This window comes from Trinickia sp., assembly GCF_036503415.1.
Lineage (GTDB): Bacteria > Pseudomonadota > Gammaproteobacteria > Burkholderiales > Burkholderiaceae > Trinickia.
The window spans coordinates 1-15,705 of sequence record NZ_DASXWY010000189.1 but is presented as its reverse complement, the minus strand read 5'-3'; the positions used below and the strand labels follow the sequence as shown (position 1 = coordinate 15,705).

Genomic DNA, 15,705 nt, shown 5'->3' with positions numbered 1-15,705 from the left:
TCAGATCAAGGAGCAGATTGCGGAATACGGAATCACGGCCGAAGAACTCGGCTTCTCCGGCAAACGCACGCGCAAAGCTCAATCGGGCGGATTGCCGCCGAAGTACCGCGATCCGAAGACAGGCAAAACATGGAGCGGCCGGGGCCGGGCACCCGCATGGATCGGTAAGCGCCGCGACCGGTTCCTCATTCAGGAATGAGCCTTCAGGCGTTCGCCCTCGTCAGCAGGCAAAGCCATCGGAACGACGAAGGTAGAATTGCTCGGGAGCGGGCGATCGATTGGCGGATGCCTTTTCCCTAAAGATCGATGAAACATAAAGTCATCTACGATACGGATCCAGGCATCGATGACGCGATGGCGCTCGTCTTCGAGGCGCTGCATCCCGACATCGAACTGCTGGGCGTCACGAGCGTCTTCGGTAATGCCGCGATCGAAACGACCACGCGCAATGCGCTCTATCTGACATCGCGTTTCGCGCCGGGCGTGCCCGTCGCCCGCGGCGCGGCGGGGCCGCTCGGAGGCAATGCGCCGACTCCGCTTCCGGCGATACATGGTGACGACGGGCTCGGTAACATCGAGCCGCATTTGCCCGATGGCTGCCGCGCCGATGAGCGCGCTGCGTCCCGGTTCATCGTCGATACGGTGAAAGCCCATCCCGGTGAGGTAACGCTGATTGCCGTTGGGCCGATGACCAACCTCGCGCTCGCGCTCGACGAAGAGCCCGCCTTGGCTTCGCTCGTCAAGCAGGTCATCGTGATGGGCGGCGCGTTCGGCATCGGCGGTGTCATGGGTAACGTGACCCCGGCCGCCGAAGCGAACATGCATGGCGATGCGCAAGCGGCGGACCGTGTGTTCGGTGCCGGCTGGCCCATCGTTATCGTTGGGCTCGATGTGACGCAACGCACGGTCATGTCCACGGACTACCTCGCGCACTTGCGCGACACGGGCGGAGAGCCCGGACGTTTCGTATGGGATATCTCGCGGCACTACGAAGTGTTTCATCGCGCAAGCGAAGGAGTCGCCGGCATCTACGTACATGACGCTTTGGCCGTCGCCTATCTGCTCGCTCCACAATACTTTCAAACGCGCAATGGGCCGGTACGGGTGCTGACCGAAGGTATCGCCGCGGGACATACGATCCAAAAACCCGAGGGGATGCCCGTTCCCGCGCCTGACTGGGACGCAAGGCCCGCGTGCACCGTCTGTGTCGATGTGGATAGCGACGCAGTATTGGCGCTTTATCGTCGCACGTTGTGCCCCATCTGAACGCCGCCCATGCCGCTCCCGAAAACACTCACCTTTAGCGCCGCGGCCAACCCCGCGCACGCGCACACGGCCCCGTCTAGCGGGGCTTTCGCGGCACGATCCGCTTCGTTTTTCCTCTGCTCCCGAAAACGCTCACCTTCCGTTGCGGACGACGCCATTGGCTATCGACATTCGCAGCTATCAGGTCGAGCAGTTGTTTCTGCGCCGCGCGCTCAATAGAGTGAATCGGACTTGACGATCGGCGAAAGCGCGCCGAACCGAACAACGACACCGATTGCCGTGCGACCGCCGAGCGCTCAAAGCAAGCGCAAAGCGCTGTCTCTCGACCGCCACGGTAATGGGACAGGAGACAAAGCGCATGGAACGTCTTTTATCGGCCCTTTGCGGCGGATTGCTCTCGCTCGCCCTGGCAATGAGTTCAGTAACGGCGCTGGCCGCACCAGGTCCCGGCGCGCCGATCGACACCCGCAGCGGACCTGGTGGGGCAAAGCTCCCTCCGATGCCGCGCCCGCCCTCGCTCTTGCCGCGCTCGCGCGAAGAGTGGCTTTTCGATCTGGCGCCGTCCGAGCGGTTGCGTCCCGAACTGATGACGCCGGAGATGCGGCGCCGCGCGAGAGCGAAACGGCAGGCGGGGGGCGAGGCGTGCCCATCGATGGACGCGATGGCGGGCCTGCGTGGCGAAGCGCTGGCCGAGCGGGTAGCCACGCTTGCCGACTCGGCCTGTGCGAACGCGTTCTTCGAAGCCACCCGCGAACAGGCCCGGCAGTTGTTCGGCGACGAAAATCTGAGGTCTGTCGCGACGCGTTTCGCAACCGAGGGTGCCGCATATGGGCCCGGCAATCGCGCCCTGTTGAACCTGACGCTCTTTCTAAGGGCTGCTTACTATCTGGCGAACCAGGGAACAGTACCGCCGCTTCCTGCCGATATGACCAGCAGCTTGCGCCCTGTCATCACGCGAGTACTGACGGGCAATGCGATTCTGCTCCCGAACCCGAGCGCTGCGACGAGCGCCGGTGAGCTCATCACGCTCGTCGTCAATATGCACGACGAACCGGCGTACCTGCCGCTCGCTCGGCAATGGGTCACGCGCTTCACGAATAGCGCGCAGTCTCCGGCAATCGCCAGTTCGCTGGACGAGCCCGGTCTCGCCTATGCGTTCACAGCTATTCTCAAAGTGTTTTACTTCGCGCACTATCGTCACGACGCGGCGCAGATCGTTGGAAACGACCCTTCCTATGCGCTCGCGTTATACGGCTTCGTCAAAGCCAATAAGCGCGATTTGCTTGCCGCGCGGCACGCGAGCTACCTGCTCAATCAGGCAGCGAGCGAAGCATTTCGCTTCGCGACCTATCCGAGCCTGCTGCCGACGATCAGACCGCTCATTCAAGACGCGCTGGCCGACTCGACGATGGCGGGGCCGGACCGTCTCGTTTGGCTTGCCGCGGCGCAGGCCGTTCAGGCTTACGACGCCGATCATTGCAGTGTCTATGGCACGTGCGGGTTCGAAGGGCCGCTGGCGGACGCCATTCTCCCGCGGCGTTATCGCTGCGCGAATGGGGCGATTGCACTGCGCACGGCATCGCTGACGCCCAGTGAGGCGGATCAGGCGTGCACCCTCATGCGGAAAGAAGCGCCTCATTTTCATGAAATGTTGCGTACTCATGAGATTCCCGTGGCCGATGATCACAATACGACGCTCGAGGTCGTTGTCTTTTCGGATAATGCAGAGTACGAGAACTATTCACCGGTACTGTTCGGAAACGATACGGATAACGGAGGCGTCTATCTGGAAGGCGACCCCGCGGCACCGAAAAACCAGGCGCGCTTCATCGCGTTCGTGGCAACCTGGTTGAAGCCGCATTTCGAAATATGGAATCTACGGCACGAGTTCGTCCATTACCTGGATGGGCGATTCGACCTCTATGGCGATTTCGAAGCGTCGACGAACGTGCCGACAGTGTGGTACATCGAAGGGCTCGCCGAATACGTCTCGCGCGGCAACGACGACCCGGAATCGATCGAGGCGGCGAAGACGGGGCGCTACCGGCTCAGTGAGATCTTCGCCAACACCTATACGATGGACGACTATGTGAGCCGGGCCTATCGTTGGGGATACATGGCCGTGCGCTTCGTCTTCGAACGGCATCCGGAGGTGTTGTCGACGATCTTGCCGATGTTTCGTAACGGAGACTACGCGGCTTACTGGAGCTATATGTCGGGTTTGCCGTCGCAGCTGGACGGGGAGTTCGCCGTATGGGTGCGCACCGCGACGGCCGACGGCACCTCGGATGACGATTGATCGCGCTCGAGCGCGTTCATGCCGCGGCGACGCGCGCGATATCGGCCTCGACCATCATCTTGCAGAGCGCCTCGAGCGACGTTTGCGCATGCCAGTCGAGCTTCTCGCGTGCTTTGTCGGCGCAGCCGATCAGCAAGTCGACTTCCGCCGGGCGGTAGAACTTCGGATTGACCTCGACGAGCACCTTGCCTGTCGCCACATCGATGCCGCGCTCGGTCTCCTCGCGACCGCCCCATTCAAGTTGATAGCCCGCCGCGGCGAACGCGATGCGCACGAAATCGCGCACGGTCTCGGTGCGCTGGGTCGCGAGCACGTAGGTGTCGGGTTCGTCCACCTGAAGCATGCGCCACATGCCTTCGACGTATTCGCGCGCAAAGCCCCAATCGCGTTTCGCATCGAGGTTGCCGAGCTCCAGCTTATCGAGCTTGCCGGCCTTGATGCGGGCAACGGCATCGGTGATTTTGCGGGTGACGAATTCGAGGCCGCGCAGCGGAGATTCGTGATTGAACAGGATGCCGCAGGCGCCGAAGATGTCGTAGGACTCGCGGTAGTTGATCGTCGTCCAGTGAGCGAACAGCTTGGCGACGCCATAGGGGCTGCGTGGATAAAACGGCGTGCTCTCGACTTGGGGGATGGCTTGGACCTTCCCGAACATTTCCGACGTGGAGGCCTGGTAGTAGCGAATGCTCCTGTCGACGATCCGGATTGCCTCGAGCAGATTGAGCGCGCCGATGCCCGTGACTTCGGCCGTGGTGACCGGCTGATCGAACGAGACGCCGACGAAGCTCTGGGCGGCCAGATTATAGAGCTCGTGGGCGTGCGTGCGTTCGAGCAGCCTGACGTTCGAGCCGAGATCGGTCAGATCGTGTTCCACGAGCGAGAGATTGGGATGTTGCTCGATGCCGAGCTCGGCGATTCGCCAGAAATTGACCGAACTGGTCCGGCGATAGGTGCCGACAACCGAGTAGCCCTTTTCGAGTAGAAGTTGCGCGAGGTAGGCGCCGTCCTGCCCGGTTACGCCGGTGATGATCGCTTTGCGCGCGGGGTTCATCCCGATCATGGAAGTGCTCCTTTTACGTGTAATCCAACGGACGCCGCTTAGTCACGGGCCAGCGCGACAGACGAAAGACCCGACCGGCGCTTTTCGCCGCGCACGAGGCGTTTCTCGAGCAGGAACCAGCTCGCGGTTGCGAACGCGAGCGTGAGCGCCAGCGCCGCGAGCGCGCTGGAATACTTGCCGTAATTGAATTTCCACATCAGGCCGATGAATGTCACATGCACGAGATAAACCGTGTAGCTGATCGTGCCGAGATAGACGAGAACAGGGTGGGAAAGCACCCGCGTGACGATGCCGCGGCTGCGCAGGGCAAGAATCACGACCGACGTGGACAGCACGAGCGTCAGGCTGTAGAGCCCCGCATTCGACAGCGGCCGATTGGAGTCGCGGATGTCGGGATAGTGGAAGTGCAGCCATGCCAGGATGGCGAGCGTACCGGCAAGCATGGCCCATGCGGCCCACCGGAGCTGTTCCGGCAGCTCGGGACGCCTGCGCATCAGTACTGCGAGCAGCGCGCCTGCGCAGAGCAGGTCCATGCGAAACGGCGTAAGAAAATAGATGGGCCAGAACGAGCTGAAGAGGGGTGTGGCGGCCGCGCGCAGAATCGGCGCGACGACAATGCCGGCAGCGGCGACGATGCCGAGCGTGCGCTCGGAGACCAGCAGGACCACGATCGGCCAGACGAGGTAGAACTGTTCCTCGACCGCCAGCGACCACAGCACACCGAATCCCGGGTTGCCCGAATCGCCGAGCGATTGCCCGATATTCGTGGCGAAAAATGCGTACCACCACCACTGCTTGAGCCAGCCGAGGCCGAAGAGCAGCGACGACAAAATCAGCAACAGGATGTACGGCGGCAGAATACGCTTCGCGCGACGTGCGTAAAAATAACCGAAATACGATTGATTGCGCGATTTTCGATCGACCAAAATACCGGTTATCAGGAAACCGCTGAGCACGAAGAAAAGATCGACGCCCATCCATAGGGAAACGCCGAACGCGTGGTTCATGAATACCGCGAGCACGGCGACGGCGCGCACGCCATCGAGCGAGACGATGCGCGCGTGCGGACGGGCGATATCGGTTTGGGGCCGATGAGGCGTGAGCAACTCAGACATGGGTATCCTTGCGAATTCCCTTCGCCGGCGCACATCCCCGGCTTGGGCCAAAAAAGTCCGCCCCATTCTGCGGAAAAAGAAATTGACGAAAAACCACTGATCGTGCAGCGGATGCCTGCCGACCGGAGCGGGGCGGATTCCATTCGAAATAGAGTGCCGCATGGCACGGCGCGCGCCCAATGGGCACGAGAATTTTTTGGAATTATTTGCGCGTTTCCGCCAAATAGTTTGTTCGTACGCTAGCGGTCGGCTCTCTCTCGAATTCAAGGAGGCATTTCGTGCGTGTTCTGTCTCGCGCGGCGCTTTTCGCCGTCGCCCTCGGCATCGGCGCGGTCGCAGGCCTGTCCGCGTATGCGGCGGACGAGGACAACGATAACGTCCTGCCTGCGGTCACGTCATGGATCGGTAACACGTTCGGTTACGGCCACGGCATGTGGACCCAGATCGATATCACGTCGATCGCGGTCTCGCCCGACGGCAAGGTCTACACCAATTCGCCTTGGGACGAAAGCGGCGCCGAGGCGAGTGTCTATCAGAACGGCAAGCAGCTCGAATTCGCGGGCGGCACGCACGGCTGGGGACGCGCGGGCGGCGAGGCGGTGGCCATCAACAGCCGCTATGTCTTCGTGGGCACATCGGTCGGCAACGAGCGCGGCAAGCTCGTTGCCGAGGGCGTCTGGCCGCCAACCGGCGAGCATTGGTTCGGCATTTCGCGGCGGGAGCTCGCGAGCGTCAAGAAGACGGTACCGTTTCGCGCGGTGGCGCGCGCGGATGCGCACGGTCAGCTTGCAGCTGGCTTTCTTCCGGTCAACCGCGTGTCTTCGGGTACCAAAGCGCCGATCTATGGTTTAGCCGCGAGCGAGACGACTGTCTACGCGTCCAATACCACGCGCGACGAAATCGACGTGATCGACGCGGAATCGATGCAGCAAAAAAGCGCGTGGAAAGTTCACGAACCGGGGCGGATTGCCCTCGCGCCGGACGGCACACTGTGGGTGCTGACGGACAGCCTGAGCGGCCCCGCGGCTCGTCTCGCGCATTACACGGCCGACGGCAAGCCGCTCTCGGACAAGGTCGCGTTGCCGCAGGACGCCATTCCCGTCGATATCGCCGTCGACAAGAAAGGGCGCCTCTATGTCGCTGACAACGGTTGGCGTCAACAGGTGCTCATCTTCACGGCATCGCATCCCGGCCAATACGAGCTGACCGATACGTTCGGCGAGCGCTACGGCATCTGGGCCGGCAAGCCGAGCGAGCAGGGGCGGCCGGGGCCGCTGCGATTCAATGGCTTGACCGGCGTCGGTGTCGATGCGGGCGGCAACATCTATGTCTCGATGAACGGAGTGGGCCCGCAACTGGGCTCGACCGGCGCGGGGCTCGGCGCTTCGCTGCAGAGCTACGCGCCCGACGGCAAACTGCGCTGGCAGGTCGATGGGCTGCTTTTCGTGGACGGTGCCTGCATCGATCCGTCTCGTCCCAACAGCGTATTCACGGGCAACAAGCGCTTCGAACTCGACTGGTCGAAGCCGCCCGGGCACGAATGGAAATATGCCGGCTTCCTGTCGAACCGGTTCAAGTATCCCGAAGATACCGTCTTCCATATGGATCAATGGCCCGGTACGCCGATGGCGCGACAGGTAAACGGCAGAACGTTCCTCTATCTGACGGACATGTACGCCGATCACCTGAAGATCTATCGCTTCGATCCGGCGCACGACGGCGAAACGGCGATCCCTTCGGGCTTCATTGCTGGCCGGCCCGGTCCGGTGCACGCAATCACGACTGCGCCGCCGGGCGGCGAATGGATCTGGCGCAATACCAATGGCGACGGCAAATTCAATCCGCAGGAGTTCCAGCGCAATAGCACCGACGAGCATCTAGCGGGGGGCTGGGGCTGGTGGGTCGATGCGAAGGGCGACATCTGGCGCGCGAACGACACGCGTATTCATCGCTTGCGCTTCGGCGGCGTGGACCGCTCGGGCAACCCGATCTACGCGTACGACAAGATGACGACCTACGCGATTCCCGCGCCGTTCAAAGTCGTGAAGCGCGCGGTCTACGATACGAGGACCGATTCGCTCTACGTCACCGGCTATACCGACGACGCCATGCCCAACAGCAACGACGTGCCGAAAGAGATCGGCCGCGTGCTGGCACGCTACGACGGATGGTCGACCGGCAAGCCGGTTCTGCGCTTCAAGACTCAATTGCTGTGGCAGCCGCAGGGCAAGGAGCGCCGCACGCTCGTCAGCGTGACGCAGGAGGGCGACTACGTCTTCGCCGTCGAGTTCATCGGCATCGTGCATGTATTCGATCGCAATACCGGTGCGCAGATCGGTGTCATCAAACCGGGACCCGAAGTAGGTAATGCCTCGGGACACGTGGACGTCGCGAATGCCATCAGCGCGTATAAGCGTGCGAATGGCGAATACGTCGTATTCGTCGAAGAGGACGCACGCGGCAAGGTGCTCATGTACCGCTGGACGCCCGCCGCGGGCCAGAAGAGCCAAGGCGGGAAGAAAGGCGCGAAGGATCAGGCAGCCGGCAACGGCATCGGCGAGGGCTAATGACTGGGCATTCGATGGATAAAGGCATGCTCAAGAATGTCGCGATCAACTTTTTCGGGTTGATCCTGCCGACATTCGTTTCACTGGTGACCGTGCCCAGCTACATCAAGCTGCTCGGTGTCGAACGTTACGGCGTCGTGAGTCTCGTGTGGACGTTCATCGGCTATTTCGGCGTGCTCGATCTCGGCATGAGCATGGCGGCGCAAAACCATATTTCGAAGGCGCGCGCCTCCAACGACGAAGGCCAGAGCGCGCTCGTTTTCTGGAGCGCGTTCTGGCTCAACCTCATCACCGGGATTGCCGGCGGCGTCATCATCTATATCGGCGGTTATCTCTATACCGCGTATTTCACACACCTTGCGCCGCTGATGCGCGCGGAAGTCATACATGCGTTGCCGTGGCTCGCGCTGGCGATTCCGATTGCCAATGTTTCGTGGGTTTGCGCGGGCGCGATCAACGGCGCCGAACGCTTCGGCGTCTTCAATACGAATCAGACGCTCGGTACGTTCCTCTTCCAGTTGATGCCGCTGGGCGCCGCCTGGCTCATCGCGCCCACGCTGCCGAACGTGCTGGCCGCCGCCGTGGTTGCACGTGCGATCGCCGCGCTGCTGCTCGCGCGTGCGAGCATGCGTGTGCTCGATATCAAGCGCGTGATGATGCCGAGTCTCACCGTGGCCAAGGAGCTCTTCCGCTTCGGCGGATGGATGCTTGCGGCAAGCATGGCCATCATGGTCGGCGATACGCTCGATCGTGTATTGCTGGGTGCCGGACTCGGCGCGCGCTACGTGACCTATTACACGGTGCCGCAAAATCTGGTCACGCGACTGAACATGCTGCCGACGGCCTTCGTGCGCACCCTTTTTCCGCGCTTGTCCGCCGTCGAGCGCGACCACGCCGACGAGCTCGTGCGGCAGGCGCTGGAAGTCCTGAACGCGTTGTTCACACCGGTCATGATCGTCGGCATGCTCGCGCTGGGGCCTTTTCTCAATCTGTGGGTAGGCAGCGAGCTCGCTGCCGCATCCGTGAACGTGGGGCACGTGCTCATCATCAGCGTCTGGCTCGTGGGGCAGGCCGGTGTGACGCGTCTTCTCATTCAATCGCAGATCGATCCCGCGCGCGCAGCCTGGATCGGCATCATCGAGCTACCGTTTTTCGCCGGCATTCTGATGCTGGGTATCGCGCATTTCGGTCTGACGGGGGCCGCCGTCGTCGTGGTCGGTCGTTCGCTGCTTGACTATGGCGTGCTCCTTTATCTGTCTCGAATCCGTGCGCGACAGATCCTGTTCGACATGCTCGGACATCTGGCGTTTCTCGTGGTGGCGGGCTACCTCTCGCATGAGGTGACGAATCTGGCCGCGCTCGTCGTATTGGCGGCGGGATTGTGCCTGCTGAACATGGTCTGGTCCATGACGACGTCCCCCTCTCTGCGCAACATGGCGCGCGCGCTGCTGTTGCGAGTCAATGCAAGGAGAAGCGCATGAGCGACGAAACCCTTGCCGCCGCGGAAACTGCCGCATTCGTACCCGCAACACAGCCGCGGCGCCTCACGCCGGCCGTCGTCACATCGCACATTCCGCGCGTTGCGATCGTGCACGATTGGCTCGTCACCTATGCGGGTGCCGAGCGCGTGCTCGAACAGATCATCGCTTGTTTTCCCGATGCCGATCTCTACAGCCTCGTCGATTTTCTCGACGACAGGCGGTTCGTGCGCGGCAAGCATGCGACGACCTCGTTCATCCAACGCATGCCGTTCGCGCGCAAGCGTTATCGGGCCTATCTGCCGTTGATGCCGCTCGCGATCGAGCAGCTCGATCTCAGTGCGTACGACCTCGTCATTTCGAGCTCCCATGCGGTGGCAAAAGGCGTGCTGACCGGGCCCGATCAAATCCATATCAGCTATGTCCATTCGCCGATCCGCTACGCGTGGGATCTGCAACATCAATACCTCGAGCAATCGCATTTGACGCGGGGGCTGCGCTCGGCATTCGCGCGCCTGGTGCTGCATTACATTCGAAATTGGGACATCCGCACGTCGAATTCGGTCGATCATTTCATTTCCAATTCGGAATTCATTGCGCGCCGGATCAAGAAGGTTTATCAGCGCGACGCGCAGGTCATCTTTCCGCCCGTGGACGTCGATGCGTTCGAGCTCAGCGAACAGAAGGACGATTTCTATCTGACCGCATCGCGGCTCGTGCCGTACAAGAAGATCGACATGATCGTCGAAGCGTTTTCGCGCATGCCGGACAAAAAGCTCGTCGTGATCGGCGATGGGCCGCAAATGAGCGTCGTACGTGCGAAGGCCGGCGCGAACGTCGAGGTCATGGGCTTCCAGCCGTTCGACGTGCTTCACGACCACATGCGCCGCGCGAAGGCGTTCGTTTTCGCAGCGGAGGAAGACTTCGGTATCGCTCCGGTCGAAGCCCAGGCGTGCGGCACGCCCGTCATCGCTTATGGCAAGGGCGGGGCGCTCGAAACCGTACGCGATTTGTCGCAAAGCCGGCCCACCGGCATCTTCTTCCACGAACAGACACCGCAGGCCGTGATCGCGGCCGTCGCTGCCTTCGAGCGTGAGCCACGCCGGTTTTCTCCGCGCGAGTGCCGCGCGAATGCCGAACGCTTTTCCGCCTCGAACTTCCGCGATCGCTTCACCGCTGCAGTCGAGGCGATGTGTCCCGGAGCGACACGTCGGGGTGCGGCCGGCATTGCCGGCGCTGCGGTACCTTCAACGAAGATCCTGGCGATCGATCAGACGGGCGTGCTCGGCGGTGCCGAGCTTTCGCTGCTCGAATTCGCGCGGCACAGAAAAGAGAGTGTCGATGTCGTGCTGTTCGACGATGGACCGTTTCGCCGCGCGCTCGCGGATGCCGGCGTGAACGTCGACGTGCTCGATGCCTCACGGCTGCGTGGCATGTCTAAACAAGGCGCGCCGACGCTCCGCTCGCTGACCGGGATCGCCTCGCTCGTACGCGAAACGGTCCGGCGCGCGCGAAACGCCGACGTCATTTATGCCAATACGCAACGCGCGATGGTCGTCGGCGCGATTGCGGGCGTCATTGCGCGCCGTCCCGTCGTCTGGCATCTGCGCGACATCGTCAGCGCCGAGCATTTCGGCCGGATGCAGCGCATGACGATCAAATGGTTCGGCAGGCTCACGCTCGATCACGTCATCGCCAACTCAGCCGCATCGGCTGCGGCGTTCGTGCAACTCGCGAAGGTGCCGCTCGAACGTGTCGACGTCGTATTCAATGGCATATCGGAAGCGCCGTTTCGCAAGCATGACAACACGCCGCAAACGGTGTTGCGCGAACGCCTCGGTCTGCCAGGCGATGCATTTATCGTCGGTTCCTTCAGCCGCCTCGCGCATTGGAAAGGACAGCACGTGCTGCTCGAAGCGGCGTTGCAAGATCCTCAATTGCACGTTGCGCTCGTCGGCGCGCCGCTTTTTGGCGAGGACGCCTACGAAGCGGCGCTCAAGGCTTTCGTCGAAACGCACCACATGGCCTCACGCGTGCATTTTCTCGGGTTTCGCGACGACGTGGCCGCCTGCATGCGTGCCGTCGACGTGATCGCGCATACCTCCATCGCTCCCGAGCCGTTTGGCCGCGTCATCGTCGAAGGCATGCTGGCGAAGCGGCCCGTCGTGGCGATGCGGGCGGGCGGCGTGACGGAGATCATCGACGACGGCATGAACGGCCTGCTGTGCGAGCCTGACAGCGCGGACGCGCTTTCGGCCGCCATCACGCGTTTGCGCACCGATGCGCAATTGCGTGCACGGCTCGTCGACACGGGCTACGACATCGCGCGCCGCAGGTTTGGCACACGCACCTACATCGATGGCGTAAGCCGTATTCTCGCGGCTCACGCCAGGCGGCGTACGGGCTGAGCGGCGCGCGCAATCCACGCTTTGGCTGGCGGCAATCTCTCGCCTTGCCCCGCATATTGCCGGGGCAAGGCCTGCGGCTTCACGCCGCGGCGGGCTGCTCGACGTTGGGCCGGCGTCGCCGGATGCTCGACGACCAGCGCATCGCCGGACGTTCGACACACAGATAAAACAGGCAAGCCGCGCCGATGGCCACAGGCATGAATGCGAACGTCGGCAAGATCGACAATTGCAAGGCCGAGCGGAAGAAAACGGCCTGCAGGCAAATGAAAATCGGCAGATGGATGACGTAAAGCGAATAGCTGAACAGCCCACAGCGCGCGAGCGCGCGCATCAGGAAAGAGCCATTGCCGAGGGGAACAGCTTCATTTTCGGCCGTAAGCGTCGTGCGCATGAGGCATGCGAAAGCGATCGCCCATAACTGGAATGCGATGTACTGGCCGATATAAACGCTGTAATTGAAGATTGCGCAGCCGAGTACTGCGAGGGCCGCTGCGGCCAGACGCCAGCAAAGCGTTTGCCGCCGCGTCAGCGTCAAGTCTGCCGCGGCGACTCGCCTTTCGGCAAGATACGCGCCGAGCGTCCACGAGAACCAATAGGAAGTGAAAAAGTAGATCCATACCGGCTCCAGCAGATAGCCGGATATGACGTTGATTGCCGCGATGACAGCCATGACGGCCGGCATGCCGAAGCGACGCCGCGCGGCGAAAAGCAGCGGATAGACCACGTAGAACTGCACTTCGATCGCAAGCGTCCATAGGGCGCCGTTCGAACCGTAAGGATGCGCAAGCACGCCTTGCAATGAGAGCAGGCTGATCAGGAAAGCCTTGGGGCCGATGGACAGAATCTTGTGATTGACCGGCGGCAGGCTGAGGCTGATCGAATCGAACGCGAGCGTGAGCAGCAACGCCGCGAAGAGGACGGGGTAAATACGCGCGAACCGCCGGGCCCAGAATATCGGAGCGTCGAGGCGATATGCGGGATCGGCGGCCAGCCGGGCGGCAGGATTGCGATGAATGCAGTAGCCGCTGATGACAAAGAAGATCGAGACGCCGGCCGAACCCCAGGCGATCGGCATCGTGAGATAGCCGAGCAGGACGCTCGGCGCGAGCGAGAAGCCCATCGCCTGATGGAAGTGATGCAGCCCGACCCAGGCGACCTGGCGGCAATGGAAATAGGCGACGAGCAGCGCCGCCATGCCGCGCATGGCATCGATGAAGGTCTCTTTCGCGGCTGCCGCGGGCCGCACCGCGTCGATGCGTTGCGTGGGTGCGGCGGCCGGCGCGGTCGCGGAAACCGGGAAAATCGACGAATCGCTCATACAGTGCCCCGACCGATGCGCTCGGAAATAATGACAGATTGTCTTATCACGGAGATATAAAAAGTTCCGAATCCGCGCCTATCGTAGAACGAAAAAAATCGCCGAAAACCGGTTTTTAACAAACGCTCACAACCACCTGCTGTGCCTTGCCCGGCAAGGCCTCGCAAAAAATTTCGCACGGCCGCAGGAGATTATTGTTCGGTTTTTTCGTGTTAACTTGCAGTCACCGACAAATCGCAAATGGAGCCGCATCATGGATTTACATTGGATAGCCGGCGTGGCGGTGCTCTTGATTCTCGTAGCCATTTCCGCTTATCGCGAGGCCCTCGAATCCGACGGGACGATGCGGATCGGCGCGTTCAAGCGCGAGCGACCGGTGCCGCGCGAAGCGGACCAGGCGATGGAACGCGTCTGATCCACGGATGTTACGAATTCCTTCATGGAGCCTTCATACACAACGACTTTCCCAAGAGGGGATGAACGATGTTGAAAGTCACCAAAGCGGTATTTCCTGTGGCAGGTCTCGGCACGCGGTTTCTGCCTGCCACGAAGGCCAGTCCCAAGGAGATGCTGCCGATCGTCGATAAGCCGCTTATTCAGTATGCGGTGGAGGAGGCAATCGACGCGGGTATCACGGAACTGATTTTCGTTACCGGCCGAAGCAAGCGCGCTATCGAGGACCACTTCGATACGTCGTACGAGATCGAGGCGGAGCTCGAGGCGCGCGGCAAAGAGAAGCTGCTCGATCTCGTGCGCAACATCAAGCCGAGCCACGTCGATTGCTTCTATGTGCGTCAGCCGGCCGCGCGCGGACTCGGTCATGCCGTGCTGTGTGCCGAAAAGCTCGTATCCGACAGTCCGTTCGCCGTGATTCTGGCCGACGACCTGCTTCATGGCGAACAGCCTGTCATGAAGCAGATGATCGACGTGTTCAATCACTATCACAGCTCGATCGTCGGGGTAGAGGCGATCGCACGGGAAGACAGCCGGTCTTACGGCGTCGTCGAAGGCCGCGAGTGGGAAGAGGACATCTTCAAGCTGTCAGGCATCGTGGAAAAGCCGTCGCCCGAAGCGGCGCCGTCGAATCTCGGTGTCGTCGGCCGGTACGTCCTGATGCCCAGCATCTTTTCGCATCTGCGGAAAATCGAAACGGGCGCACTCGGCGAGCTGCAACTGACCGACGCGCTGCAGGCGTTGCTCGCCGAAGAGCAGGTGCTGGCCTATCGCTACTACGGCACGCGTTTCGATTGCGGCAGCAAGCTGGGCTATCTGAAAGCGACAGTCGAATTCGCGCTGCGCCATCCCGAGATCGGCGCGCCGTTCGATGCCTATCTGCGCGAACACATCACGCAGATGATTTCCTGACGTCGTTCATCGCCTGAGCCCGCTCGCGGCCAGCGCTTCGCTTTACTCCCCTCTCACCGGTACGCCCTGACGGGCGTACCCTTTACCGCCTCGTGTATTGCCGATCGCACTTCGCATCGATGCGTCATGTGCGTTTCATGCAAGAAGGGGCGGGATTCATTGCATCGAGTCTCTCCTCTAACGCACGCTTGCCACATTGAGACGAATGCGTGTTTCGCGCATAACGTTCTTCATCAAGGCGACACGATTCGTTTTTATCGTGTCCGCCATCCGAGGGCCTGTTCACTACAGATGTGCGCTGTCGAGGTCCCATCGTGGGAGGTTCAATGCCAGAGCGTCGACCCTGCAGAGCATGTGGCCGATGTATTTCGTTCGCGCTTGCACGGGCGGTATGCGTGGGGCTCGTCGTAGCGCTGGCCGGCTGCGGCGACGATCACGGCAGCCGCGCGGACGATGCGCTGTCGCGCGACGCCGAACGCGTGCCCACGTTGCCTGGCGCCAATCCGGCGCCCCACACTGTCGAGCCCTCGAAACCGGTTTTCGCGCAGCGTTTCGGCGTGGGCGGGAGCGCTGTTGCGCCGCCGCCCGCGTCGGGCGCGCTATTGCCGCCAGTCATGCACTCCGCCGACTAGCGGGGGGCGTCAACAGACAGGGTTCGTTCGGCACGGGTTGCCCGCAGCCGACGACGGTTCAGTTTCAAGTAGTCCGCATGTGTTCGTGCGTGTTCGCTTTGGCCTTACCCGTCGACGTGTCCCGCTTGCGCGAGACCGTCTCGTTCCACTTCCGCCCTACGAATCGAAAATGACCTCGACAAGCCGCCGTGACTTCC

General features: G+C 61.9%; 12 protein-coding genes. 9 read left to right on the top strand and 3 right to left on the bottom strand.

Translation table 11 applies throughout. From position 1 onward, the window contains the following. The 3 genes from VGL01_RS22575 to VGL01_RS22565 all read left to right on the top strand — a co-directional run. On the top strand, positions 1 to 199 hold a 199-nt coding region (locus tag VGL01_RS22575; RefSeq protein WP_331573335.1), incomplete at its 5' end, for an H-NS histone family protein. Between the two features lie 107 nt (positions 200 to 306). Next, positions 307 to 1,266: a nucleoside hydrolase gene (locus VGL01_RS22570; RefSeq protein WP_331573332.1), complete on the top strand. Its 960-nt coding sequence runs from the start codon at positions 307 to 309 to the stop codon at positions 1,264 to 1,266. A 358-nt stretch (positions 1,267 to 1,624) separates the two neighbouring features. Then, the gene (locus VGL01_RS22565) at positions 1,625 to 3,565 is read left to right on the top strand and encodes a collagenase (RefSeq protein ID WP_331573330.1); all 1,941 of its coding nucleotides are present in this window, start codon (positions 1,625 to 1,627) and stop codon (positions 3,563 to 3,565) included. Between the two features lie 16 nt (positions 3,566 to 3,581). Here VGL01_RS22565 and gmd read toward each other — a convergent pair whose 3' ends face one another. Both gmd and VGL01_RS22555 read right to left on the bottom strand, forming a co-directional pair. Next, positions 3,582 to 4,616 (bottom strand): GDP-mannose 4,6-dehydratase, encoded by a 1,035-nt coding sequence (gmd, locus tag VGL01_RS22560; RefSeq protein ID WP_331573339.1) that lies wholly within the window; start codon positions 4,614 to 4,616, stop codon positions 3,582 to 3,584. 47 nt (positions 4,617 to 4,663) lie between these two features. Next, positions 4,664 to 5,740, bottom strand: coding sequence for an acyltransferase (locus VGL01_RS22555; RefSeq protein WP_331573328.1), 1,077 nt, complete (start codon positions 5,738 to 5,740; stop codon positions 4,664 to 4,666). A 278-nt stretch (positions 5,741 to 6,018) separates the two neighbouring features. On the opposite strand from VGL01_RS22555, the gene VGL01_RS22550 reads away from it, so the two are divergent. The 3 genes from VGL01_RS22550 to VGL01_RS22540 are packed head-to-tail and all read left to right on the top strand — an operon-like array spanning position 6,019 to position 12,193. After that, complete coding sequence (locus VGL01_RS22550) at positions 6,019 to 8,307, top strand: hypothetical protein (RefSeq protein WP_414720326.1); 2,289 nt, start codon at positions 6,019 to 6,021, stop codon at positions 8,305 to 8,307. A gap of 14 nt (positions 8,308 to 8,321) precedes the next feature. Further along, positions 8,322 to 9,788 (top strand): oligosaccharide flippase family protein, encoded by a 1,467-nt coding sequence (locus tag VGL01_RS22545; protein ID WP_331573326.1) that lies wholly within the window; start codon positions 8,322 to 8,324, stop codon positions 9,786 to 9,788. Beyond that, positions 9,785 to 12,193 carry a glycosyltransferase family 4 protein gene (locus tag VGL01_RS22540; RefSeq protein WP_331573324.1) on the top strand — a complete coding sequence of 803 codons (2,409 nt, stop codon included), beginning with the start codon at positions 9,785 to 9,787 and terminating at the stop codon, positions 12,191 to 12,193. The genes VGL01_RS22545 and VGL01_RS22540 overlap by 4 nt, the downstream gene beginning before the upstream one ends. Positions 12,194 to 12,272: 79 nt before the next feature. Here VGL01_RS22540 and VGL01_RS22535 read toward each other — a convergent pair whose 3' ends face one another. Next, positions 12,273 to 13,511 (bottom strand): acyltransferase, encoded by a 1,239-nt coding sequence (locus VGL01_RS22535; RefSeq protein WP_331573322.1) that lies wholly within the window; start codon positions 13,509 to 13,511, stop codon positions 12,273 to 12,275. Positions 13,512 to 13,764: 253 nt separating this feature from the next. Here VGL01_RS22535 and VGL01_RS22530 point away from each other — a divergent pair, with 253 nt between their 5' ends. From VGL01_RS22530 to VGL01_RS22520, 3 genes are all read left to right on the top strand, one after another. Further along, positions 13,765 to 13,926 (top strand): hypothetical protein, encoded by a 162-nt coding sequence (locus VGL01_RS22530; protein WP_331573320.1) that lies wholly within the window; start codon positions 13,765 to 13,767, stop codon positions 13,924 to 13,926. A 68-nt stretch (positions 13,927 to 13,994) separates the two neighbouring features. Then, the gene (gene galU, locus VGL01_RS22525; RefSeq protein ID WP_331573318.1) at positions 13,995 to 14,876 is read left to right on the top strand and encodes a UTP--glucose-1-phosphate uridylyltransferase GalU; all 882 of its coding nucleotides are present in this window, start codon (positions 13,995 to 13,997) and stop codon (positions 14,874 to 14,876) included. 395 nt (positions 14,877 to 15,271) lie between these two features. Continuing rightward, on the top strand, positions 15,272 to 15,508 hold the full coding sequence (locus VGL01_RS22520; RefSeq protein WP_331573316.1) for a hypothetical protein: 237 nt from the start codon (positions 15,272 to 15,274) through the stop codon (positions 15,506 to 15,508). Positions 15,509 to 15,705 lie beyond the last annotated feature (197 nt).

What these genes read in the sequence shown, in the direction of transcription:
- VGL01_RS22570 (WP_331573332.1), top strand. Translation starts at nt 307, where the DNA reads ATGAAACATAAAGTCATCTACGATACGGATCCAGGCATCGATGACGCG.
- VGL01_RS22565 (WP_331573330.1), top strand. Translation starts at nt 1,625, where the DNA reads ATGGAACGTCTTTTATCGGCCCTTTGCGGCGGATTGCTCTCGCTCGCC.
- gmd (WP_331573339.1), bottom strand. Translation starts at nt 4,616, where the DNA reads ATGAACCCCGCGCGCAAAGCGATCATCACCGGCGTAACCGGGCAGGAC.
- galU (WP_331573318.1), top strand. Translation starts at nt 13,995, where the DNA reads ATGTTGAAAGTCACCAAAGCGGTATTTCCTGTGGCAGGTCTCGGCACG.
- VGL01_RS22535 (WP_331573322.1), bottom strand. Translation starts at nt 13,511, where the DNA reads ATGAGCGATTCGTCGATTTTCCCGGTTTCCGCGACCGCGCCGGCCGCC.
- VGL01_RS22545 (WP_331573326.1), top strand. Translation starts at nt 8,322, where the DNA reads ATGGATAAAGGCATGCTCAAGAATGTCGCGATCAACTTTTTCGGGTTG.
- VGL01_RS22540 (WP_331573324.1), top strand. Translation starts at nt 9,785, where the DNA reads ATGAGCGACGAAACCCTTGCCGCCGCGGAAACTGCCGCATTCGTACCC.
- VGL01_RS22555 (WP_331573328.1), bottom strand. Translation starts at nt 5,740, where the DNA reads ATGTCTGAGTTGCTCACGCCTCATCGGCCCCAAACCGATATCGCCCGT.
- VGL01_RS22530 (WP_331573320.1), top strand. Translation starts at nt 13,765, where the DNA reads ATGGATTTACATTGGATAGCCGGCGTGGCGGTGCTCTTGATTCTCGTA.